The following is a 21,443-nucleotide window of genomic DNA, read 5'->3' as shown; positions in this document are numbered from 1 at the left end:
TCATTTCCGAAGCCTGGTCTCGCGCGAGCGGAAGAATCGCAGCAGCGGATCCATGATGCCCGTGTCGGTGTTGACAGGAATCTCATCGATCGCCAAGCGCCGCAGCAGATGCCGGCGCGCCTTTGCGTCGTCGGTCACCTGGACGTCGAACTGCGCGCGCACCTCGGGATCGCTCGTGTCGATGTCGATCGTCTGTCCCGTCTCGGGATCGACGAGCCGCACGAGACCGATGTCGGGCAGCGACCGTTCGCTCGCATCCTCGACCGTGACCGCAACGACGTCGTGCCGCTGCGCGAGCAGCTTGAGCGGCCGCTCGACGCTCGCGCCCTGAAAGTCGGAGACGAGAAAGATGATCGCCTTGTGCGAGAGCATCTTGTTCAGGTATTCCGTCGCGCCGCCGATGTCGGTGCCGCGATTCTTCGGCTCGAAGGCGAGAATGTCCCGGATGAGACGCAGTGCGTGCCGGCGGCCCTTGCGCGGCGGCACCACGTGTTCGATCACGTCGGTGAACATGAGGCAGCCGACGCGATCGTTGTTGCGGATGGCCGACATCGCGAGCACCGCCGCGAGCTCCGACGCCACTTCGCTCTTGAAGCGCCGCCGCGTACCGAAGCGCTCCGAGCCCGACACGTCGACCGCGAGCATGACGGTGAGCTCGCGCTCTTCGATGTAGCGCTTGACGTACGGCCGCTGCATGCGCGCCGTGACGTTCCAGTCGATCGACCGCACTTCGTCGCCCGGCTGGTATTCGCGCACTTCGGCGAACTCCATGCCCTGCCCCTTGAACACCGAGCGATACTCGCCGGTGAAGAGCGAGTTGACGAGCCCGCGCGTGCGCAGCTCGAGCAGCTTGACCTGGCGGAGGACTTCAGGCGGTACCGCCGGCGACTTTTGCGTTGGGCGTTGCGCGTTGGGGGATGCGCGCTTTTGCGCTGCGCGCTGGCCGCTGGCCGTGCTGTGCGCCGTGCGCCGCCGAAGAAAGTCGAACACGCTCTACGCCTGCGCGCCGCCCATCGCCCATCGCCCATCGCCCATCGCGGAGCGCCCATCGCCCATCGCGATCATGGGCTCTCGATCTTGGCGAGGACCCGCTGCACGATCTGATCGCTCGTCACTTCTTCCGCCTCGGCCTCATACGTCGTGAGCACGCGATGCCGCAGCACGTCCGGCGCGATCGCCTTCACATCGTCCGGTGTGACGAACGCGCGGCCGCGCAGAAAGGCATGCGCGCGCGACGCCTGCGCCAGCGCGATCGTCGCGCGCGGACTCGCGCCGAATTCGATGAGCGGCGCCAGATCGCCAAGCCCAGCGGCCTGCGGCTCGCGCGTCGCCAGGACGATGTCGACGATGTAGTCCATGATCCGATCGTCCATGTACAGATCGGAAATGCGATGGCGCGCGTCGAGAATCTGCCCCGGCGTCGCGACGGCCTGCACGTCGATCGGCTCCCCGCCCGCCATGCGGCGCATGATCTCCTTCTCTTCATCGCGCGTCGGATAGCCGACGCGCAGCTTCAGCATGAAGCGGTCGACCTGCGCTTCCGGCAGCGGATACGTCCCTTCCTGCTCGATCGGGTTCTGCGTCGCCAGCACGAGGAACGGCTCCTCGAGCTTGAACGTCGTGCCGCCGATCGTCACCTGCTTTTCCTGCATCGCCTCGAGCAGCGCCGCCTGCACCTTCGCCGGCGCGCGGTTGATCTCGTCCGCGAGCAGAATGTTCGCGAAAATCGGTCCCTGCTTCACCGAGAACTTGCCCGACGATTGATCGTACACCTGCGTACCCAGCACGTCCGCCGGCAACAGGTCGGGCGTGAACTGAATGCGATGAAACGTCGTATCGATCGTCTCGGCGAGCGTGCGCACGGTCAACGTCTTCGCCAGACCCGGCACGCCTTCGAGCAGCACGTGCCCGCCCGTGAGCAGGCTGATGAGCAGCCGGTCGACCATGTAGTCCTGGCCGACCACACGCCGCGCCACCTGGCGTGCGACATCCTGAACGAGGCGCGAGTCCGCCGCCGTGGAGACTTGTGTTGCCACGATGAACGCAGGTTGAGGTGTGTTGCCGTTGAGATTCGACGATGCGAGTTGCAACCGTCGAGCCAGCCTGTCCTCTGAACTGCTCCTACACCGGCAAATGCACTAGGTGTCATCCCGAGCGAAGGCGCGCGGCGCCGGAGTCGAGGGACCCCCGTCCCGACGGCGGAGTCCTCTGCAGCACCCCGCTGAGATGGGGGTCCCTCGACTCGCTACGCTCGCTCGGAAAGACGCGCTGCTTTTCACGCGGACACCAGTTTCTTGAGCGCCGATCGCTCGAGCAACGTCAACTTCCGCGTCTCGCCGCTCGGCAAATTGCCCAATTCGATCGGCCCGTATCGGACACGCACCAGCCGCTCGACCCCGAGGCCGAGCGCCGCGCACAGGCGACGGACTTCATGCTTGCGACCTTCGGTGATCGTGACCTCGAAGTCCCATCGGTCGCGCCCAAGCTTGCGCGCCACGACGCGCCGCGGCTGCACGGGACCATCGTCGAGCATCACACCCTCGCGCGCGACGTACACCGCTTCGTCGCCCTTTCCCGTAACGGTCGCGACGTAGGTACGCTCGATCTCGCTGCTCGGATGCGACAGGTGGTGCGCCGCCGCGCCGTCCGTCGTCAGCAGCAGCAAGCCTTCCGTCAGATAGTCCAGCCGTCCCACGTACGTGAGACCTGGAGTCGCCGGCACGAAGTCGAACACCGTCTTGCGACCGTCGGGATCGGACCGCGTGGTCATCACTCCCGACGGCTTGTTGAGAACGATCCACTCCACGCCCTTCGGCGCCGCGATCGGCTTGCCGTCGACCGCAATCGCGTCCTTGTCGGGATCGACGATCTGTCCGATCTGCGCGACGGCGCCGTTCACGCGCACGTGACCGGCCGCGATCAACTCCTCGGCCTTGCGTCGCGATGCGACTCCCGCGCGGGCGAGCGCGCGCTGAATGCGCATCGGCTCGGACATCACTCGCTCACTTCGGCGACGACCGTGGCGCCGTCCGCCGAATGATCGGCGACCGGACGCTCCGGCGCGCGCAGCGCGATCGCCAACTCGTCGGCGCGCGGCAGCTCCTCGAGATGCCGCAGCGCGAAATGCTCCAGGAACAAGGGCGTCGTCCCGTACAACAGCGGACGTCCCAATCCCTCGGCGCGTCCGACGACGTCGATCAGGCCGCGCTCGTGGAGGGACTTGAGCATGCTGCCCACCGCAACGCCGCGAATCTCCTCGATCTCGGCGCGGCTGATCGGCTGGCGATACGCAATGATCGCGAGCGTCTCGAGCGCCGCACCTGACAGGCGCGCAGGCCGCGCCGCAAGCTGCGCGCGCTCGATCGCCTCGGTGTATTCAGCCCGCGTCAGGATCTGCCAGCCGCCGCCCACCTCCACGAGCTCCACGCCATGTCCTTCGACGTCGTAGTGCTCGCGCACTTCGTCGAGCGCGGCCTGCAGCTCGGCCGGCGAGGCGTCGGGGTCGAGCGTCGCCAGCTCGTCGGTTGCGATCGGGCGGGCGCTGGCGAACATCGCCGCTTCAAGCAGCTTCGCTAGCGGCGTCACGAGAGATTTCCACGTTGGCAAATGGTTTGGGCTGCGCGACACGAAGCTCGCCGAGTTTGGCCAGCTCCAGCAGTCCGAGGAGCGTCGAGAGAATCTGCCACGGTTCGGCGCCGCGCTCGACGATGTCCGTCCAGTAAATGCGCGCCTTGAGCTCGAGCACGGCGCGAATGACCTTCACCGCGCCCGGAATGTCGATCGCGCGCGGAATGACCTCGTGCATGTTCGCCGGCGTCACCGCGCGCAACACGCGATCGACCGCGGCGAGCAATTCCGAGAGCGAGAGTGCCAATGGCGCCATCGGCGGCGCCGGGGCCTGCGGCAGATACGCGCGCGCAAATTGGTTGCGCCGCTCTTCGCCGCGCCGCTCGAGGAGATCGACCACCTCGCGCATCTGTTGATACTCGAGCAGCCGCCGCACCAACTCGGCGCGTGGATCTTCCCACGCCTCGACGTCCGCGCGCGGCAGCAGCATCTGCGCCTTGATGCGCAGCAGCCGAGCCGCCATCTCGAGATACTCCGCGGCTTCGTTCAGCCCGAGCTCGCGAATGCGCAGCACGAACTGCTCGCACACGCGCGCGATCGGGATGTCGTAGATGTCCACCTGCTCCTCGCGAATGAGCGAGAGCAACAGGTCGAGCGGTCCCGAGAAGCTCGGGACGTCGACCAGGAAGGTGGCTTCCGGAGCGTTCGGATCTGGAGCGTAGGCAGCCGTCATGGAAAGGCAAAGGCGAGCGTGCGTTGGCTAACGGAACCAGTCCTGGGTCGTCTCGGGCAATACGAGGCGCGAGATGAAATGGAACAAGCCCTGTGCCGCGAGCTCGACGGGTTTGAACCACCAGTCGAGAAAATTGAACTTCACCATCAGGATCAGCAGGACGATGCCGGCGAATCCTATGCGTTGGTACTGCGCCGCCCAGGCCGGAGGCAGCAGATACTTGACGACGTGCGACCCGTCGAGCGGCGGCACCGGAATGAGATTGAACGCGACGAGGCCGAGGTTAAGGTAAATGGCCCAGAGCATCATCGCCTGCGCGATGGCCGCGACCGGTACGAGCCCTTCGGCGGCGTGCGCGGCGAGTCCGATCAGCGCCGCGAGGATCGTGCACGCGATCGCGATGACGAGATTCGTCGCGACGCCGGCGAGTGAGACGATGATGTCGCCGCGACGATAGTTGCGGTAATTCCGCGGGTCGACCGGCACCGGCTTCGCGCCGCCGATCGCCATGTGCATCGTCTGGAACAGGATCACCGGCAGGATGATCGTGAGCCAGAGATCGATGTGCTTGATCGGATTCCACGTCAGCCGGCCCATGTCGCGCGCGGTGGTGTCGCCCTGACGGAGCGCCGCGTACCCATGCGCGATTTCGTGCGCGATGACCGAGAACAGCATCACCGGCGCGATCAACAGAATCAGCCGAAAGTCCAAGTCGGTACGAGGCGGGGGCCGGGACAAGCGATCGACGCCCATGCCGGCCGAGGATCGGAATGGGCGAAACGTAGTGGACCGCGGAACACGTGTCAAAGCGCCGGCCAACGTGGGCAAGCGTTAGCAAAGCGTTATAGCGCCTTGACTTTCGCGCTATCGAAATCTAGTTTCCACGTCCGCAAATCAGCTCGCCACATGGGCGAGTTTTTCTTCGTTTTTTTCGTGTTTTCCTCGTTTTCGAGACTATTTCGTGCCGAATATCGCATCCGCCAAAAAGAACATGCGTAAGTCGCGCGCGGCGACCGTGCGCAACCGTGCGCAACGTTCCGCCTTGCGGACTGCGCTCAAGAAGGCACAGGCCCCGGGTGCCACCGCCGAGCAGAAGCTCGCCGCGACCAGGCTGCTCGATCGCGCCGCGCGGAAGGGCTTGATCCACAAGAACAACGCCGCCCGCAACAAGAGCAGGCTGAGCAAGGCCGCGACGGCGTAGTCACCGTCAACGCGGCGCTTACAGCGCCGCCAGCTCGGCCCCGCACCGCTCGCAGTACCACTCCGTCGGATAATTCATCGCGCCGCACTCGCTGCACTTGAGCGTCTTTGACTGCTCGATTGCACCCGACGCGCGCAGCACGATCGGCGTATGCCCCGGCACGTTGGCCCCCAGCGGCCCTTCGCTCGAGGGCGCCGGCGCTGGTGACGCCTCGACCGGAGCCGTTCGTCGCGAATCGCCCTCGTTGACCACTGTGCTGAGAAACGCGAGCTCGTCGAACGAACCGCCGGGCGTATGCAGCGCGTTGCCGTCGAGCACGACTTTCTCCTCCGTGACCGGCGCGTGCAACGGCGCGTGCAACGGCGCATCCGACTCCGCGAGCGCGTCGTGCAGCGACTCGGTCTCCGCCAGATCCGGCGGCTCGGACGACGACGCGTCCGGCGTACTCGCTGCCGTACTCGCTGTACTCGCTGCTTCGACGCTTGGCGCGGCTGGCGGCGTACTCGCCGCCGCGGCTGGACTGTCCAGCAACCCGCTCAACTCCTCGATCCGCTTCACGAGCTCGGCCTTCTCCACGCCGAGCCGCTCGATCGATTCATCGACCGTGCGGAACGCGTCGTCTGCTTCGTTCCCGGCGATCTCACCGACGTGCGCGCGCAACTCCAACTCCGCGCGCTCATCGCGACGCAACTGCTCCTCGGCCTCGAGCAGCGCGCGGCGCGACTCGAGACTCGTCTTTTCTTCCTGAATCGAATGCCGGTGCGCGCTCAGCTGTTCGTCAACCTGGCGCAGCCGACCCTCGTAGTCGGAGTGCACGCGATCGAACACGTGCTGCGGCGTCGAGTCACGGCGCGCGTCGAGCGCGGCCAGCCACGACTCGTAGCGGCGGCGTTCTTCGATCAGTGCCGGCAGTTCCTGCGCCGGGCGGTTCGCATCCGTCATCGTCGATCCTCATCCGGCGAACGCAGCCCATACATCCCGTGCAGCGCGCGCGCCTGGTCCATGCTCAACTCGTTCACGCTCCCGAGCAACCGCGCGGTGAGCAGAATCCTTGCCGCGTGCTCGAGACTCTCCATGCGTTGATGCGCCACCTCGAGCGTCGGTCCCACCGTCGTCGCACCGTGATTCGCGAGCAGCCATGCGTCGTGTCGCGCGAGATACGGCTCCATAACATCGGGCAGGGCGTCGGTTCCCGGTGTGGCGTACGGCACAACGGGTACCTCGCCCATCTGCAAGATAACTTCAGGCAGCACGGGCGCTACGAACCCCTCGCCTGCCACGGCGAACCCCGTTGCCGTCGGCGGATGCGCATGGACGACCGCACGCACGTCCGCGCGTCGCTCGTAGATGCGCAGATGCATGCGCAGCTCGCTCGACGCTGTCCCCTGTGGATCGAGCACACGTCCGTCGGACGCGACCCGCACGAGATCGTCCTCGGTGACATTCACCTTCGACATCATGCTCGGCGTCGCGAGAATCGATCCGTCGTCGAGCCGCACCGACACGTTGCCATCCGGCCCCGCGATCAGCCCGCGCTCATACAAGCGGCGGCAGACGCGCACGATGCCGCGCGCCGCCTCGTCGCGCGTCACGCGTCGGCGCGGTAGGCGACGCGGCCTCCGACGATCGTGCAGCGCGTGCGGCCGGTGAGCGTCTGGCCCGCGTACGGCGTGTTCCGCCCCTTCGACTTGAAGCGCGACGGCTCGACGAGCCACGCCATCGTCGGATCGAACACGGTGACGTCGGCGTCGGTGCCGCGGCGCAGCGTGCCGCCCGGCAGCTTGAAGATTCTCGCCGGCGCGCACGACATGCGCTCGACGAGCAGCGGCAGATCGATGATGCCCGCTTCGACGAGCCACGTGATGTTCACCGCGAGCGCCGTCTCCAGCCCGATGATGCCGTTGGGGGCATCCGCGAACTCGCGCTCCTTTTCGTCGTAGTGATGCGGCGCGTGATCGGTGGCGATGAGATCGATCGTGCCGTCCTTCACCGCCTCCTGCAGCGCGGCGACGTCCGCCGCCGTGCGCAGCGGCGGATTCATCTTCGCGTTCGTGTCGTAGTCCTCGACCGCGTCCTCTGTTAGAGAAATGTGATGCGGGCACACTTCGGCGGTGACGTTGATCCCGCGCTCCTTCCCCCACCGAATCAGCTCGACCGAACCGCGCGTGCTCATGTGACAGAGATGCACGTGGCCGCCGGTGCGCCGCGCCAACAGAATGTCGCGGATCGCCATGATCTCTTCCGCCTCGCTCGGCACCCCTTTCAGCCCGAGCCGCGCACTGACGACGCCTTCGTTCATCGCGCCGCCCTTGGCGAGCGTCGGCTCCTCGCAGTGGTCGGCGACCGGCACGCCGAACGTGCGCGCGTACTCGAGCGCCGTGCGCATCAGATGCGCGCTCGCCACCGGCTTGCCGTCGTCGCTGAACGCCACGGCACCCGCGCCGATCATCTCGCCGAATTCCGCGAGCGATTCACCCTTCTGGCCCAGGGAGATCGCGCCGATCGGATACACGCGCGCCGCATTGGCGATCTGCGACTGGCGAATGATGAATCCCACCGCCGCCTGATTGTCGGTGACCGGATCGGTGTTCGGCATGGCGCAGACGGCGGTGAATCCGCCCGCAGCCGCGGCACGCGCCCCCGTCGCGATCGTCTCGACTTCCTCGCGCCCCGGCTCGCGCAGGTGACAGTGCACGTCGACGAACCCCGGCGAGATCACCTGCCCCGTACAGTCGATCGTCTCGAGGTCGTCGCGGTTCCGCGTCTCGTCCGCAATCCGTACGCCGACCGCTTCGATCTTGCCGTCGACGATGAGCACGTCCGCCGTCTCGTCGAGCGACTGCGACGGATCGATCACGCGCCCGCGGCGCAGCAATAAGGATTTACTCATTGCCGCCGCGGCCCTTCGCCGCCTCCGCCAACTCGGGCTTGCCGCCCGACAGCATGTACAGCACGGCCATGCGCACCGCCACGCCGTTCGTTACCTGATCGAGGATCACGCTGAATGGTCCATCGGCCACGTCGGAGTCGATCTCGACGCCGCGATTCATGGGGCCGGGGTGAAGAATGAGAACGTCCCTCGGCGCGCGCTCCAGCCGCTCGCGCGAGACACCGAAGACACGATTGTATTCGCGCAGGCTCGGGATGTATCCCGCCGTCATGCGCTCGAGCTGCAGCCGCAGGATGTTGAGCGCGTCCGCCCACTCGATCGCCTCCTCGACGCGGCGAAACACCGTAACGGGCAGCTCCTCGACCGCGTTCGGCAACAGCGACCGGGGGCCACACACCCCCACCTCGGCGCCCATCTTCGTGAGCCCCCAGATGTTCGAGCGCGCCACGCGCGAGTGCAGCACGTCGCCGACGATGCAGACCTTGAGGCCGTCGATACGGCCGAAATGGTCGCGAAGTGTCAATAAATCGAGGAGGCCCTGCGTCGGATGCTCGTGCGTCCCGTCGCCCGCGTTGATCACGTTCGACTCGATCCGCTCCGCCAGGAACTGCGCCGCGCCCGAGGCGCCGTGGCGAATCACGACCATGTCGATGCGCATCGCCTCGAGATTGCGCGCCGTATCGACCAGCGTCTCGCCTTTCGACACGCTCGAGCCCGAGGCCGCCACGTTCACCGCATCCGCCGACAGACGCTTTTCAGCAAACTCGAATGACACGCGCGTGCGCGTCGACGCCTCGAAGAACAGATTCACGATCGTCGCGCCGCGCAGCGTCGGCACCTTCTTGATCGCGCGCTGGCTGATTTCCTTGAACGGCTCGGCGGTATCGAGAATCAACTGGATTTGCTCGCGCGACAGCGGCTCGAGTCCCAGCAGATCCTTGCCGAGCGACAGGGTCACGGCGCGGACTCCTTGTCGGTCACGATCACGCCGTTCTTGCCGTCCAGCTCCTCGACCAGGACGTCCACGCGCTGCGTCGGGAGAATCGCGATCGTCTTGCCGACGACGTCCGGCTGAATCGGCAGCTCCCGGCCGCCGCGGTCGATCAAGACGGCCAGGGCTATTCGCCCCGGCCTCCCGAAGTCCGCGAGCTCGTCGAGCGCCGCGCGAATCGTGCGTCCGGTGTAGAGCACGTCGTCCACGATGATGACGTTTTTCCCCTCGACATCGACGGGAATGCGCGTCTGTCCCACGACCGGCCGCGGACCGACGGTCTGCAGATCGTCGCGGTAGAGCGTGATGTCGAGCGAGCCGTGGGGAACGTCCGTCTCTTCGCGATCGGAGATCGTGGATACGATTTGCGCCGCGAGCTGAACCCCGCGGCGCTGAATCCCAACGATGACGAGATTCTCGGTGCCGTTGTTCAGCTCCACGATCTCGTCGGCCATGCGCCGGAGCGTTCGATCGAACGCGCGCGCATCGAGCACCGTTTGTGGTTTTGCCGCTGCCATGGTGCGCCCAATATGCGACAATCGGGCGGCCAATGGTAGCGAGGCTCGTGCTGGAAGATGCCGATCAGCCGAACGGCGGGCCCAGTGTCGACTCGCCGTCCTCGGACGTCTTCACGCCCGCGAGCGGATTCCGCATCGCTTCGCCGCGCAGCAGCCGTCTGACGACGCTCTGAATGACGGAGAAGCACTCGCAGCAACAGCCTTCCAGTCCCGCCCGGTCGATCACCTTGATGCGCCCGCGGCCCATCTCGATGAAGCCGCGCTTCTCGAACAGGCCGAGCGTCTCGGTGACGCTCGCGCGGCGCACGCCAAGCATTTGCGCGATGAAATCGTGCGTGAGGTCGAACGTGTCGCGCTCGAGTCGCTCGTACACCATCAGCAGCCAGCGACAGCACCGCTGCTCGATCGAATGCTTGCGGTTGCAGCCGGAATTCTGAGCGGCGAGCGTGAACATGACGACGGAGAACCGGTGCAGCAGCGCCGTGAGGGCGGGCAGCTGCGGCAGGAGCGCGGCGAACGTTTCCGCGTCGACGCGGTAGCCTCGTCCCGACACCTGCATCATCGCCTGCTCGGGCGTCATGTCGACGCCGTGGAAGCGCGCCATCCCGATCATGCCCTCGCGGCCAATCGTCGCGGTTTCCACCGCGGTGCCGTCGACCATGACACTCAGCACCGACGCGATTCCGTCGATGAGAAAGTACACGGCCTCGATCGGCTGGTTGGCGTCGTATAACAGGCGCTTACGCGGCAATTCGACGAACGTGGCGTTCGCCTCCAGCAACTCGCGCTCCGCCTCGGGCAACGCGGCCACCAAGCGATTCTTGCTCAGCGAAGCGTCAGTAGGTACGGTAGCGTACACAGCGGCCCTCCTAAGTTCTTGGCGCACTTGAAGTTGCCTTCGATTGAGGTCAACATAGTTCAAGCTCGTGCATCCGTCTACGCCATTTGTTCACCTAAGCGGCCGTTTGCATTTTCATGGATCGTTCCGTTCCGACCAAGCGGCAGCGGCTTCTCGATGCGGCCGCCTCCGTGCTCGAGGAGCAAGGCTCCGCCATGCACTTCTCCGCCCTCGCCGCCCACGTCTATGCCCGGCTCGGCTTGTCCGACGACCCACCGGCACGGCTGAACGGCGTGCTCCACGACGACTCCTCCGGCCGATTTCGGCGCACCGGCCGCGGCACCTGGTCGCTCGCGCGCTGGGCGTAATCGCCCTCAAACTGGCACGGGGACCTGCCGACACTCTGTGGCAGACCGACCTTCTCTGGAGCCCCCGATGACCTGGCGCCGCCGCCAACCAATCACGTTCTGGCCGACATCGGACTCCGCTCCGCTCGATTCGCGCTTTCCGCGCGCCATCCCGGGCGAAGATTACGAGCGGTATGCGCGCGCCATGTGGCCGCAGTCGCAGCGCTGGATTCGCAAGCATCGGCATCGCATCGCGAACGTCGCGAAGGCCGATCTGCCGGTTCACGAGATACAGGACGTCCTCCGCCGATTGGCGACCATTGACCTGGGCCGCCGCCTCTACGGCCAGGAAGAACGTTTGATCACCGAGTTGGTGCAAGCCGCATGGCACGATCTCGGAGGCACGTCGGCGACGCCGAGCCCCGAGATTCCGTCGTTTCTCGTCGCGCGCCGCTGACACGACGCCATCCGAACTCAAAACGTTCGGACAAAACGCAACTGGCGCAAATCCCGTTTGCGTCTCATAGTGCAGGCGAGGCGGAGTTCTTCGTTGTTCCTACCCTAGCCGCCGCCGGCTATCGCACGCCCTGCGCACGCTGTGCGCGTTCCGCCTCAGAAGGCCGCGTGTCATCCAAAGAAGTCCCGTCGGGCCGACCAATCGTGTCGGGCCCGTCGCGCCGCATATCCGATCGCATTTCCGACTCCGAGATCTGGCGTCTCGCCGGCGAGTTCACACAGATCGTGTGGCGCGTCAGCGCCGACGGCGAGCGCATCGTCGCGCCAACCTGGACGCTCGTCACCGGTCAGATGCAGGCCGACATGCAGGGCGGCGGCTGGCTCACGTGCGTGCACGAAGCCGACCGCGCGCGCGTCGCCAACGATTGGGCCGAGGCGCGGGCCGGTGAGGAAATTCTGAACACGGAGTTTCGGCTTCGCCTGAACAACGGATCGCACGAGTGGTTCCGCGTTCGCGCGGAGCCCGTGTGCAACCGCCGCGGCCGAGTGAAGGGGTGGATCGGCATCGCGTCGAACATCGACGAGCAAAAGCGATCCGACGCCGCGTTGCGCGACGCGGCCGATCGCATTCGGCTCATCGTCGACGCGGCACGTGCCGGCACCATGGATTGGGCGCTCGACACCGATCACATCGACATCAACTCACGCGGCCGCGAGCTGCTGGGCCTGTCCGAGACTGCCGACGTCACGATCGACATGATCGAGTCGGCGATCGAACCCGAGGATCGTCAGCGCTTTCGGTTTGCCGTGGAACGATCGCTCGATCCCGGGGGCAGCGGCGCCCTCGACGGCGTGTTCCGCGTCAGTCGCCCGTCGGGGCCCGCCATCTGGGTGGGCATTCGCGGCGGCGTGCGGTTTCTCGACGCTGACGACTCGCGCAGCGAGCAGCCGCCGCGCGGCGTTCGCCTCCTCGGCGTGCTCACCGATCTGTCGCGGGAGATGCGCGAGCTCGAGGATCGCGCGTGGCTCAGCACCCTGGTCGCGTCGTCGAACGACGCCATCATCGCGCAGGCGCCCGACGGCGTCGTCACGCACTGGAATGCAGCCGCGGAACGCATCTACGGCTATACGGCTGATGAAATGGTCGGCGATTCAGTATTTCGTATCGTGCCCCCCGACCAGGCCAACGAGCAAGCGGCGCTGCTCGAGAGCGCGCGGCATGGCGGCGACGTTTCGAACATCGTCACCGAGCGGCTCGCGAAGGATGGCCGCCGGCTGATCGTCGCCGTCACGCTCTCGCCGATTCGCGACGCAACGGGCGGCGTCATCGGACTCTCGGCCATCGAACGCGACATCACGGCCGAACGTTTTCGCGAAGCGCAGTTGCACGAAGCGCAGAAGCTGGAGGCGGTGGGTCAGCTCGCCGGCGGCGTCGCGCACGACTTGAACAACATCCTCACCGCGATGATGGCGGGGGTGCATCTCGTCATTCAGAAGGGCGATCTCGACACGAGCGCGCAGCGCCGCCTTTCGCAGGTGCGTGAGGAATGCTTCCGGGCGTCGGGCGTCATTCGCGAGCTGCTCGCGTTTGGACGAAAGCAGGTCGTGACACTGCAGAACTGCCGCCTCAACGACATCGTTCGCGAAACCGAGCCGATGCTCGCGCGACTCATCGGAGAAGACGTTCACCTCGACATCTCGCTGCGCGCGCGAAAGGGCGTGTACGTCGATCGCGCGCAGATGATGCAGGTGATCGTGAGTCTCGCGGTGTACGCGCGCGATTCCATGCCGGACGGTGGGACGCTCACGATCGAAACGGCGGACGATGGCGACGCCACCGCGACCGGTGCGCGGCAGGTCGCGCTCACGGTCACGGACACGGGCGTTGGTATCACCGCCGAAACACGCGCGCGACTCTTCGAGCCCTATTTCACCACGCGCAAGCTCGGCTGGGGCACGGGACTCGGCCTGTCGGTCGTGCACTCGATCATCGAGCGGTTCCATGGCACGATCGACGTCGAGAGCGAGCCCGGTGAGGGCTCGGTCTTCACCATTCTGCTGCCGGCCACCGACCTTCCCTCGTTGCAATCACCGCCGGGAACGGACGCCGCATCGACGCCTGGCGGCCGCGAAACGATTTTGCTCGTGGAGGACGAGCGCGTGCTGCGCGATCAGATCGCCGACGCGCTCCGCGATCTCGGCTACACCGTGCTGGAGGCGCGCAACGGCTACGACGCGCTCACGGTGCTCGAGCGCCACAACGCGCCGGTGCATCTCGTTCTCTCGGACGTAGTAATGCCGGAGATGAACGGCGCCACGCTCGTGGCGCAGCTTCGCGAGTGGTATCCCACGCTCCGGGTGCTGTTCATCACCGGCTACAGTGAACAGGCGGTCGCCAGTTACGGGGTCGTGATGCCGGACACCGCCCTGCTCCTCAAGCCGTTCATGATTCCGGACTTGGCGGCGCGAATCCGCGCCGTCTTGGACGGTCCCCGACAGGCGGGTGTCGCCGATTCGGCGGGTGAGATCGCGGTGATGAAGTAATCCTCGAGTAATCACTTGGGACACGATGCGGGGGCGGCGCGGTCCTTGTAGTTTGGTCCACCCACCAACCCAAGGATCCGTCCATGCGCCGCCGCTTCATCGGTGCCTTGTTCGTACTCGCGTCCGCCTGTGCCGGCACCGGCATCGTGGACGCGCCGCCCAACGCCTCGATGACGGGCACGTGGTCGCTCCAGTCCGTCAGCGGCGTCGCGTTGCCGATCGTCGTCTCGACGCCGCCCAAGGTCGAGCTGGTGAGCGACGTGTTCACGATGGCCGCCGCCGGGACGTTCGTCGAAGCCTCGTCGTTTCGAACGACCGACGCCGCCGGGGCGGTGACGACGACCGCGGGAACCGATAGCGGCACGTACGTCGTGAGCGGGAACAATGTGACGTTCCACTTCGCGAGCGACGGCTCGTCGGCGTCGGCCTCCGCGAGCGGCGACACGTTCACCGCGACGAGCGGGACATCAGTGTTTTTGTATAAGCGGCAGTGAACGTGAACGCGCCGGCCCGAGCGTGAGCTCGGGCCGGCGCTGAGCGGATGGGACAGGATTCGAACCTGCGATCGGCTTTCACCGAAACACGCTTTCCAGGCGTGCGCCTTGAACCGCTCGGCCACCCATCCAGAGTTTGATATCCTAGTCGCGCGTATCGCGCGACGGGAGTCACACCGTTTCAGACCGTTCTAGTGCTCCGGTGGTTTCGCGGCCGCGCGGTCGCATCGCCGCGTGATAGAGACCGTGGAGTTCGGAACACCAGCGTTCGTCACGCTGCGACCATTCTGCATCGCGTAGAAACTGCCATTGGCACGCTCGGCGCGCGTGCCCACGAGCGACACGCGCGAGAAACCGGTCGAGGCGGACGCGATAAATGTCCCGGCCGCGGTCCCGAGATACGCGTAGATGTCGACGGGTGCGCCCGTGTTGTTGTTGACATCGAGATAGGGCTCGCCGTCGCAGGTCGTGATGTTCGACGCCGCCTGCCGGGGTGCGGACGACGACGGCGAGGACTGGGACGACTGACACGCGGCCGCCGCCAGGGCAAGGATTACGATCGACAGTCTGGTCATGGGAACTCCCGCGGCGTTCGTCGCGGAAACGGTGCCAAGTGCAACTGAACCCGGCGCGGCGGCAGACGCCGCCGCGCCGGGTTCATCGAAAGAACAACAAAGGCGGACAGGGTGAGATTCGAACTCACGATACCGGGTTCACCGGTATGCCGGTTTTCGAGACCGGTGCCTTCAACCACTCGGCCACCTGTCCGGGGGAGCCAATGAAATTAGATCGTAGACGCTGGCGCGTCAACGACTTGGCGCCGATTCCGGAAGAACTCCGTGAGCAGCGCGCCCCCTTCTTCGGCACGAATACCGGCCAACACGTCGGGTCGATGGTTGAGCTTGGGATGCCGCAACAGATCGGCGATCGAACCCGCCATCCCGGCCTTCGAATCCCACGCTCCGAACACGACCCGGTCCAGCCGGGCCAGGACGATGGCCCCCGCGCACATGGCGCAGGGCTCGAGGGTGACATAGAGCGTGCAGCCATCCAGCCGCCACGAACCGAGCGCGGCCGCCGCATCGCGGATGGCGATCGCTTCAGCGTGCGCCGTGGGATCCTGATCGCGAAGCGTGCGGTTCGACGCGTGCGCGATCACCTCGGTCCCACGGACGATCACCGCGCCAACCGGCACTTCTCCCGCGTCGCGGGCGATGCGGGCCTCGTCGAGGGCGAGGCCCATGAAGTGGTCGTCATCGGGACGCATCGCTATCACCACGGACTAAGGCGGACAAACTCGGAACGGCACGGAGACGGCGCGAAAAAAACTGCCGTCAACGGCCGTCAATATCGTTTTCTGCTAACACCGCTAACACCGCTAACACCGCTAACACCGCGCGCACAGTTTCGATCGCCAAAGCACCTTCTGGAGGTTTCTCCGATCGAAACATCCGGAGGGTGTTCCAAAAGAATCATCACACGGCGGTGGACGGCAGTTGACGCCGTCTCCGTGCCGTTCCGTGGACGTCCGACGTTCGTCCGTGGTAGCCTCTTTTTGCCGCCGCCGTTCCATCTACGCCCCGACAGTCTCCCGGGCCGGCTCATTAGAGAACGCTAATCCCCCCTTCCCGTCCGGCCGCGCCACGATCGCGTCGCCCTCCCCGAACTTCCCCTCGAGCACCGCAAGCGCCAACGGATTCTGAATGAGCCGCTGGATCGACCGCTTGAGCGGCCGAGCGCCGAACGCGGGATCGTAACCCTCCTCGGCGAGTAAGCGTTTCGCGTCGTCCGTCACCTCGATCGTGATCTTCCGCTCGGCAAGCATCTTCGTGAGACGCGCCAGCTGAAGATCGACGATGCGCGTGATGTCTTCCGTGCTGAGCGGATGGAAGATGATGATGTCGTCCACGCGATTGAGGAATTCCGGTTTGAACTGGCTGCGCAGCGAGGCCATCACCTGCGTCTCGACCAGGGCCCAGTCGCCCTTCGCGTTCTCCAGGATGAAATGCGAGCCGACGTTCGACGTCATGATGATCACGACATTGCGGAAGTCCACCGTGCGGCCCTGCGAGTCGGTGAGGCGCCCGTCGTCGAGGATCTGCAACAGGATGTTGAACACGTCGGGATGCGCCTTCTCGATCTCGTCGAAGAGCACGACCGAGTACGGACGCCGCCGCACCGCTTCGGTGAGCTGACCGCCTTCCTCGTAGCCGACGTACCCCGGCGGCGCGCCGATCAGGCGCGCGACGGCGTGCTTCTCCATGTACTCCGACATGTCGATGCGCACCATCGCGTGCTCGTCGTCGAACAGGAATTCGGCGAGCGCGCGCGCGGTCTCCGTTTTGCCGACGCCGGTCGGTCCAAGGAAAATGAACGAGCCGATCGGCCGATTAGGATCCTGTAAACCCGCGCGCGAACGGCGCACCGCATTCGCCACCGCTTCCACCGCCTCCTGCTGTCCGATCACGCGCCGCGCCAACTCCTTGTCGAGCTTCGTCAACCGATCGCGTTCGCTCTCGAGCATGCGCGTCACGGGAATGCCCGTCCAGCGCGCGACGACTTCCGCGATGTCGTCGGCCGTCACTTCCTCTTTCAGGAACTTCGGCCGCCCGCGTTCCGCCGTGAGCTTTTGCTCGGTGTCTTTCATGCGGCGCTCGAGCTCGGGGATGCGCCCGTAGGTGATCTCCGCGGCACGCTGCAGATTGCCTTGCCGAGTCGCCTGCTCCGCCTCGATGCGCGCCTGCTCGATCTCCTGCTTGATCTTGCCGACACCGCCGAGCATTTCTTTTTCCTGCTGCCACTGCGCCTTCATGCTGTTGGAGCGCTCGCGCAGCTCGGCGAGCTCGCGTTCGATCTCTTCGCGCCGCTCGATGGCGGGCCGGTCTTTTTCCTTCGACAACGCCGTCCGCTCGATATCGAGCTGCATGATGCGCCGTTCGACTTCGTCGATCTCCTGCGGCATCGAGTCGATCTCGATGCGCAGGCGCGAGGCGGCTTCATCGATCAGGTCGATCGCCTTGTCAGGTAGGAACCGGTCGCCGATGTAGCGATGCGACAGCGTCGCGGCCGCGATGATCGCGTCGTCGGTGATGCGGACGCCGTGGTGCGCCTCGTACCGCTCCTTGAGGCCGCGCAGAATCGCGATCGTGCTCTCGACGCTCGGCTCGCCGACGTACACGGGCTGAAAGCGGCGCTCGAGTGCCGGATCCTTTTCCACGTGCTGGCGATACTCGTCGAGCGTGGTCGCGCCGACCACGCGCAGCTCGCCGCGCGCCAGCAGCGGCTTGAGCATGTTGCCCGCGTCCATCGAGCCCTCGGCCTTGCCCGCGCCGACGATCGTGTGCATCTCGTCGATGAACGTGATGAACAGCCCTTCGCTTTCCGTGAGCTCCTTGAGCACGGCCTTGAGCCGTTCCTCGAACTCGCCGCGGAACTTGGCGCCGGCGATGAGCGAGCCCATGTCGAGCGACACGAGCCGCTTGTTCTTCAAGCCCTCGGGCACGTCGCCGTTCACGATGCGCTGCGCCAGGCCTTCGACGATCGCCGTCTTGCCGACGCCCGGCTCACCGATGAGCACGGGATTGTTCTTCGTGCGCCGTGAGAGAACTTGAATGACGCGCCGGATCTCTTCATCGCGGCCGATGACGGGATCGAGCTTGCCTTTGCGCGCCGCGTCGGTGAGATCGCGCGTGTAGCGCTCGAGCGCCTGGTACTGATTCTCCGGATTCTGGTCGGTCACCCGATGCGTGCCGCGCACCTGCTCGAGCGAACGGAGCAACGCCTCGTGCGTCGCGCCGACGCCGCTCAGCAGGAGCTTGCTTTCCGTGTTCTTGGTATCGGAGAGCGCGAGCAGCAGGTGCTCGGTCGAGATGTATTCGTCGCCCAGCGCCTTCGCTTCGGACTCCGCCTTGTCGAAGACCTGATTCAGCTCGCGCGAGAGCGTCGGCTGTGCGTCGCTCTGCTTGGGGTAGCGCCCCGTCTCGCGCGCGACCTGCTCGCGCAGCTGAGCGACGCTGGCGCCGAGCTTCTGGAGCACCGGCACGACGATACTCTCATCCTGGTCGAGGAGCGCCGACAGCAGGTGGAGATCGTAGACGACGGGATTGCCGTTGCGGCGCGCGAGATTGACGGACTCGTTGAACGCCTCGCCGGCCTTTACGGTGAGTTTCTCTGGATTGATCATGTCGCCTTGAGGAGCAACCGCGATGCCTTTCCGTTGCGCCATTCCGGCCGAATTCGAGCGATCGGCCTATGCTCGACAAGGTAGGGCCTCTGCCTCTTCGGCACCACGGACTCGCGCGGAGGCTTGTCGTGGCGGGTCGCTGACCACGGACAAAGGGCGGACAACAGCCGATCGGCACGGAGACGGCGTTTATCGTTTGAAGCTGCGTTTGACGTGAGCTCTTTTAGAAAACCCCTAGGATGCTTCGAGGTTCGGAACGTCCCGAGGGTTTTGTTAAAAAATCATGAAACTGCAGTCAACGGCAGTTCACGCCGTCTCCGTGCCTTTCCGTGATCGTCCGACGTCCGTCCGTGGTAAAGCAGTCGTCCGACGTTCGTCCGTGGTAAAAAAAGACACGCGCCCGGGACCAACTTCCCGGGCGCGTGTCCAATATCCTTCCGTCAAGTTCGTCTTACTTCGAGTGGAAGACTCTCGTAATTCCCGGCTGCAAGACGTTGTCGATGAACAACTGGACGCCGTACGTGCCGGATGGAGCCTCTTTTCCCGTGCGACTGACCGTGCCGTCCCAGTACGCGACGTAATTGCCACAAGCAAGCGTCACGTTCAGAATCGGCTGATTCCGGAGCCCCGAAGGGAAGCTCGAGAACCCGTCCGCCGCTAACATCACAGGATACGCCACAGGCTGTGAAAGAATATTCAGCAGCCTCATGGTCACCACGTGTTGCTCAGTGCCTGGCGTGCAATCGTCCGCGCCTACACTGAAGTTGATTCGTGTGTCCGGATTGAAGGGATTCGGATAGTTGGATCCGACTTTGCCCTGCGCACCGTGCCCTCGGGACGATGTAGTCTGTCCCGCCGCATTCTTTGGCGACATCGCACAAAGGGCGAGCACGAGCACTAGTGCTGCCCAGCGGTGAAACATGTTGTCTCCGCGCTAACGAAACAGGACCGTTACAAGAGCTCCTGAATGGGTGAACGAGATACTGCCACGTGCCTCGAAGGTACGGTTCGGACAAGGGTGTGTCAAGCGAGCCGTGGCGTAGAATACCCTTGTCCCAATGGAATTTACGTGCCTACCCAGACTCGACCGTTTGCATGCCGGTTTGTATACCCCACCCGGTCACAATACTCCAACAACGGCACCAAATACTTCCGCGAAACCCCCAGAGCCTCACGGATCTCCGACGGCGACGCCTCGACCCCGCCCGCCATCGCCGCCCGCAACCGATCGATAAGCGACTTCAAGTGTTGCACCCTATAGTACCGCTCCGCCTCGACTTGCACGACCTCGCCCTGGCGCTCCAGATAGCGAAGAATCGCCGTCACATCCTCCCCGATCGTACCACTCAATTCCTGGACCGACGGCGGTTCGATCGCTGCCGAGTCGAGTTCGCTCAAAACACGCCCGGCGAGCAATTCGTTTGAGCCGGATAATGTTGGGGACCAATTTGGTTCATGAATCAGCCCGCTCGTGCTCTTCAGACGCCCGGATGCCAGACCCTGCTGGATCACCCAGTCCGCAATGTCCGGCGCTGCCGCCAACCCCGTCCGTAACACCTGCGCCGGCGCGCCGCCTTCGAGCGGATGCATGCGCTGATACTCCGCCACCGCAGCCTGAGCAGCAGCGTCGAGCGCCTGCAGAAGTTCGCGCGAGACCACGAGCTTTCCAGCCACCAGCTCTGCGCCCACAGCCGGCTCGGCGACGAGCGCGCGCGCCGCAACCGGCGACACGCCGGCGCGTACCGGAATGCTCGCGAACGGTACGCCCTGCCCACCCGCTTCCGACACCAGACGCGCCAGGCGATCGGCAACGCCAAGCCCGACAGGCCACAGCTTCGCGCGTTTCAGCGCGTATGGGTCCGTGATCACGCCGCCGGCGATCGTGTTCAGCGGCGCACTCGTCCTCACGACGAACCGGTCGCCGGCGCGCAGGACCACCGCTTGATCGAAGATGATGCGCGCGGCGAAGGTCCCACCGCTTGCGGCGCGCGTGACGATGCGCGCGCCGACCTCGGACGTGCCGACGTGCACACGCAGCCAGGCACGCGGACGCAGCTCGATGTCGGCATCGGGAACGAGCGTGACGTCCGCGCGCGCATGCTGCGTGGCATGCCAGTCAGCGTCGCACACGAGCGTCGAGCCGCGCGGCACGTCCTCGACGTCCACGCCGGCAAGCGCGATCGCCGAGCGCGACCCGGGAAGCGCGCGCTCGAGTTGTGCGCCATGTCCCTGAACGCCGCGCACGCGCGCCGTCTTGTTGCCGGGAAGAATGCGAACCGTTTCGTCTCGCGACAGACGGCCCGACCAGACCGTGCCCGTGACGACCGTGCCCGTGCCTTTGATCGTGAAGGCCCGATCGATCGGGAGGCGAAAGAGATCGCTGTCGTCGCGCGGAACGAGCGAACCCGCCAGCCGCGCAAGCTCCGCGCGCAGTGCATCGATTCCCTCGCCGGTCGTCGCCGACGTCGCGACGATCGCCGCACCGGGCAGCGCCTGCGCGCTCGCGCTGCGCACCTCGTCTTCCACGAGCGCCAACCATTCGTCATCGACGAGGTCGCGCTTCGTCAGTGCGATGACGCCGCGCCGCACGCCCAGGAGTTGAAGAATCGCGAGATGCTCGCGCGTTTGCGGCATGACCCCTTCGTCGGCCGCGACGACGAGCAGCGCGAGGTCGATCCCTG

At 65.5% G+C, this 21,443-nt stretch carries 22 protein-coding genes and 2 tRNA genes; 5 read left to right on the top strand and 19 right to left on the bottom strand.

Features of this window, described 5'->3' with window-relative positions:
* The 6 genes from VN706_09495 to VN706_09470 form a co-directional block, all read right to left on the bottom strand.
* On the bottom strand, nt 1–990 hold the full coding sequence (locus VN706_09495; GenBank protein ID HXT15852.1) for a DUF58 domain-containing protein: 990 nt from the start codon (nt 988–990) through the stop codon (nt 1–3).
* A gap of 71 nt (nt 991–1,061) precedes the next feature.
* Nucleotides 1,062–2,036, bottom strand: a complete 975-nt coding sequence (locus VN706_09490) for a MoxR family ATPase (GenBank protein ID HXT15851.1) — start codon at nt 2,034–2,036, stop codon at nt 1,062–1,064.
* A 239-nt stretch (nt 2,037–2,275) separates the two neighbouring features.
* A complete protein-coding gene (locus tag VN706_09485) occupies nt 2,276–2,995 on the bottom strand; it encodes a pseudouridine synthase (protein ID HXT15850.1) in 720 nt (239 codons plus the stop codon).
* Complete coding sequence (scpB, locus tag VN706_09480) at nt 2,995–3,585, bottom strand: SMC-Scp complex subunit ScpB (GenBank protein ID HXT15849.1); 591 nt, start codon at nt 3,583–3,585, stop codon at nt 2,995–2,997. Before scpB ends, VN706_09485 begins: the two co-directional genes overlap by 1 nt.
* Nucleotides 3,560–4,300: a segregation/condensation protein A gene (locus VN706_09475; GenBank protein ID HXT15848.1), complete on the bottom strand. Its 741-nt coding sequence runs from the start codon at nt 4,298–4,300 to the stop codon at nt 3,560–3,562. Before VN706_09475 ends, scpB begins: the two co-directional genes overlap by 26 nt.
* A 27-nt stretch (nt 4,301–4,327) precedes the next feature.
* Entirely contained in the window at nt 4,328–5,011 is a 684-nt protein-coding gene (locus tag VN706_09470) for a site-2 protease family protein (GenBank protein HXT15847.1), read from the bottom strand.
* Nucleotides 5,012–5,261: 250 nt separating this feature from the next.
* Between VN706_09470 and rpsT the strand changes: the two genes are divergently transcribed.
* On the top strand, nt 5,262–5,501 hold the full coding sequence (rpsT, locus tag VN706_09465; GenBank protein HXT15846.1) for a 30S ribosomal protein S20: 240 nt from the start codon (nt 5,262–5,264) through the stop codon (nt 5,499–5,501).
* Nucleotides 5,502–5,519: 18 nt separating this feature from the next.
* On the opposite strand, the gene VN706_09460 is transcribed toward rpsT, so the two are convergent.
* The 6 genes from VN706_09460 to VN706_09435 form a co-directional block, all read right to left on the bottom strand.
* Nucleotides 5,520–6,443 carry a zinc finger protein gene (locus VN706_09460; protein ID HXT15845.1) on the bottom strand — a complete coding sequence of 308 codons (924 nt, stop codon included), beginning with the start codon at nt 6,441–6,443 and terminating at the stop codon, nt 5,520–5,522.
* Nucleotides 6,440–7,093, bottom strand: coding sequence for a class II aldolase/adducin family protein (locus VN706_09455; protein ID HXT15844.1), 654 nt, complete (start codon nt 7,091–7,093; stop codon nt 6,440–6,442). Before VN706_09455 ends, VN706_09460 begins: the two co-directional genes overlap by 4 nt.
* The gene (locus VN706_09450) at nt 7,090–8,391 is read right to left on the bottom strand and encodes a dihydroorotase (GenBank protein HXT15843.1); all 1,302 of its coding nucleotides are present in this window, start codon (nt 8,389–8,391) and stop codon (nt 7,090–7,092) included. The genes VN706_09455 and VN706_09450 overlap by 4 nt, the downstream gene beginning before the upstream one ends.
* Nucleotides 8,384–9,349, bottom strand: coding sequence for an aspartate carbamoyltransferase catalytic subunit (locus VN706_09445; protein HXT15842.1), 966 nt, complete (start codon nt 9,347–9,349; stop codon nt 8,384–8,386). Before VN706_09445 ends, VN706_09450 begins: the two co-directional genes overlap by 8 nt.
* Nucleotides 9,346–9,900: a bifunctional pyr operon transcriptional regulator/uracil phosphoribosyltransferase PyrR gene (pyrR, locus tag VN706_09440; GenBank protein ID HXT15841.1), complete on the bottom strand. Its 555-nt coding sequence runs from the start codon at nt 9,898–9,900 to the stop codon at nt 9,346–9,348. The genes VN706_09445 and pyrR overlap by 4 nt, the downstream gene beginning before the upstream one ends.
* A gap of 64 nt (nt 9,901–9,964) precedes the next feature.
* The gene (locus VN706_09435) at nt 9,965–10,759 is read right to left on the bottom strand and encodes a Crp/Fnr family transcriptional regulator (GenBank protein ID HXT15840.1); all 795 of its coding nucleotides are present in this window, start codon (nt 10,757–10,759) and stop codon (nt 9,965–9,967) included.
* 116 nt (nt 10,760–10,875) lie between these two features.
* On the opposite strand from VN706_09435, the gene VN706_09430 reads away from it, so the two are divergent.
* The 4 genes from VN706_09430 (at nt 10,876) to VN706_09415 (ending at nt 14,579) form a co-directional block, all read left to right on the top strand.
* Nucleotides 10,876–11,106 carry a winged helix-turn-helix domain-containing protein gene (locus tag VN706_09430; protein ID HXT15839.1) on the top strand — a complete coding sequence of 77 codons (231 nt, stop codon included), beginning with the start codon at nt 10,876–10,878 and terminating at the stop codon, nt 11,104–11,106.
* A 67-nt stretch (nt 11,107–11,173) separates the two neighbouring features.
* Nucleotides 11,174–11,542 (top strand): hypothetical protein, encoded by a 369-nt coding sequence (locus VN706_09425; GenBank protein ID HXT15838.1) that lies wholly within the window; start codon nt 11,174–11,176, stop codon nt 11,540–11,542.
* A 167-nt stretch (nt 11,543–11,709) separates the two neighbouring features.
* Nucleotides 11,710–14,085 carry a PAS domain S-box protein gene (locus VN706_09420; protein ID HXT15837.1) on the top strand — a complete coding sequence of 792 codons (2,376 nt, stop codon included), beginning with the start codon at nt 11,710–11,712 and terminating at the stop codon, nt 14,083–14,085.
* A gap of 83 nt (nt 14,086–14,168) precedes the next feature.
* Nucleotides 14,169–14,579 carry a hypothetical protein gene (locus VN706_09415; protein ID HXT15836.1) on the top strand — a complete coding sequence of 137 codons (411 nt, stop codon included), beginning with the start codon at nt 14,169–14,171 and terminating at the stop codon, nt 14,577–14,579.
* Nucleotides 14,580–14,623: 44 nt separating this feature from the next.
* Here VN706_09415 and VN706_09410 read toward each other — a convergent pair.
* The 7 genes from VN706_09410 to VN706_09380 form a co-directional block, all read right to left on the bottom strand.
* Nucleotides 14,624–14,710 (bottom strand) — tRNA-Ser (locus VN706_09410).
* Nucleotides 14,711–14,770: 60 nt separating this feature from the next.
* Nucleotides 14,771–15,154, bottom strand: coding sequence for a hypothetical protein (locus VN706_09405; protein ID HXT15835.1), 384 nt, complete (start codon nt 15,152–15,154; stop codon nt 14,771–14,773).
* A gap of 103 nt (nt 15,155–15,257) precedes the next feature.
* Nucleotides 15,258–15,347: transfer RNA gene (locus VN706_09400), tRNA-Ser, on the bottom strand.
* A 16-nt stretch (nt 15,348–15,363) separates the two neighbouring features.
* Nucleotides 15,364–15,846 carry a tRNA adenosine(34) deaminase TadA gene (gene tadA, locus VN706_09395; GenBank protein ID HXT15834.1) on the bottom strand — a complete coding sequence of 161 codons (483 nt, stop codon included), beginning with the start codon at nt 15,844–15,846 and terminating at the stop codon, nt 15,364–15,366.
* Nucleotides 15,847–16,152: 306 nt separating this feature from the next.
* Nucleotides 16,153–18,762 carry an ATP-dependent chaperone ClpB gene (gene clpB / locus VN706_09390; GenBank protein HXT15833.1) on the bottom strand — a complete coding sequence of 870 codons (2,610 nt, stop codon included), beginning with the start codon at nt 18,760–18,762 and terminating at the stop codon, nt 16,153–16,155.
* Nucleotides 18,763–19,213: 451 nt separating this feature from the next.
* Entirely contained in the window at nt 19,214–19,363 is a 150-nt protein-coding gene (locus VN706_09385; protein HXT15832.1) for a hypothetical protein, read from the bottom strand.
* A 464-nt stretch (nt 19,364–19,827) separates the two neighbouring features.
* Nucleotides 19,828–21,443, bottom strand: a 1,616-nt coding sequence (locus VN706_09380) for a SelB C-terminal domain-containing protein (GenBank protein HXT15831.1), incomplete at its 5' end; no start/stop codon positions are given.

This window comes from Gemmatimonadaceae bacterium (assembly GCA_035606695.1).
Classification (GTDB): Bacteria; Gemmatimonadota; Gemmatimonadetes; order Gemmatimonadales; family Gemmatimonadaceae; genus JAQBQB01.
Note: the sequence above shows the minus strand (reverse complement) of the source record. Positions and strands in the feature narration are given on the sequence as shown.

Excerpts from the sequence above, each read along its gene's own strand:
- VN706_09430 (HXT15839.1), top strand. The coding sequence starts at position 10,876 with ATGGATCGTTCCGTTCCGACCAAGCGGCAGCGGCTTCTCGATGCGGCC.
- tadA (HXT15834.1), bottom strand. The coding sequence starts at position 15,846 with ATGCGTCCCGATGACGACCACTTCATGGGCCTCGCCCTCGACGAGGCC.
- VN706_09475 (HXT15848.1), bottom strand. The coding sequence starts at position 4,300 with ATGACGGCTGCCTACGCTCCAGATCCGAACGCTCCGGAAGCCACCTTC.
- VN706_09415 (HXT15836.1), top strand. The coding sequence starts at position 14,169 with ATGCGCCGCCGCTTCATCGGTGCCTTGTTCGTACTCGCGTCCGCCTGT.
- pyrR (HXT15841.1), bottom strand. The coding sequence starts at position 9,900 with ATGGCAGCGGCAAAACCACAAACGGTGCTCGATGCGCGCGCGTTCGAT.
- VN706_09485 (HXT15850.1), bottom strand. The coding sequence starts at position 2,995 with ATGTCCGAGCCGATGCGCATTCAGCGCGCGCTCGCCCGCGCGGGAGTC.
- VN706_09425 (HXT15838.1), top strand. The coding sequence starts at position 11,174 with ATGACCTGGCGCCGCCGCCAACCAATCACGTTCTGGCCGACATCGGAC.
- clpB (HXT15833.1), bottom strand. The coding sequence starts at position 18,762 with ATGATCAATCCAGAGAAACTCACCGTAAAGGCCGGCGAGGCGTTCAAC.
- VN706_09460 (HXT15845.1), bottom strand. The coding sequence starts at position 6,443 with ATGACGGATGCGAACCGCCCGGCGCAGGAACTGCCGGCACTGATCGAA.
- VN706_09405 (HXT15835.1), bottom strand. The coding sequence starts at position 15,154 with ATGACCAGACTGTCGATCGTAATCCTTGCCCTGGCGGCGGCCGCGTGT.
- VN706_09450 (HXT15843.1), bottom strand. The coding sequence starts at position 8,391 with ATGAGTAAATCCTTATTGCTGCGCCGCGGGCGCGTGATCGATCCGTCG.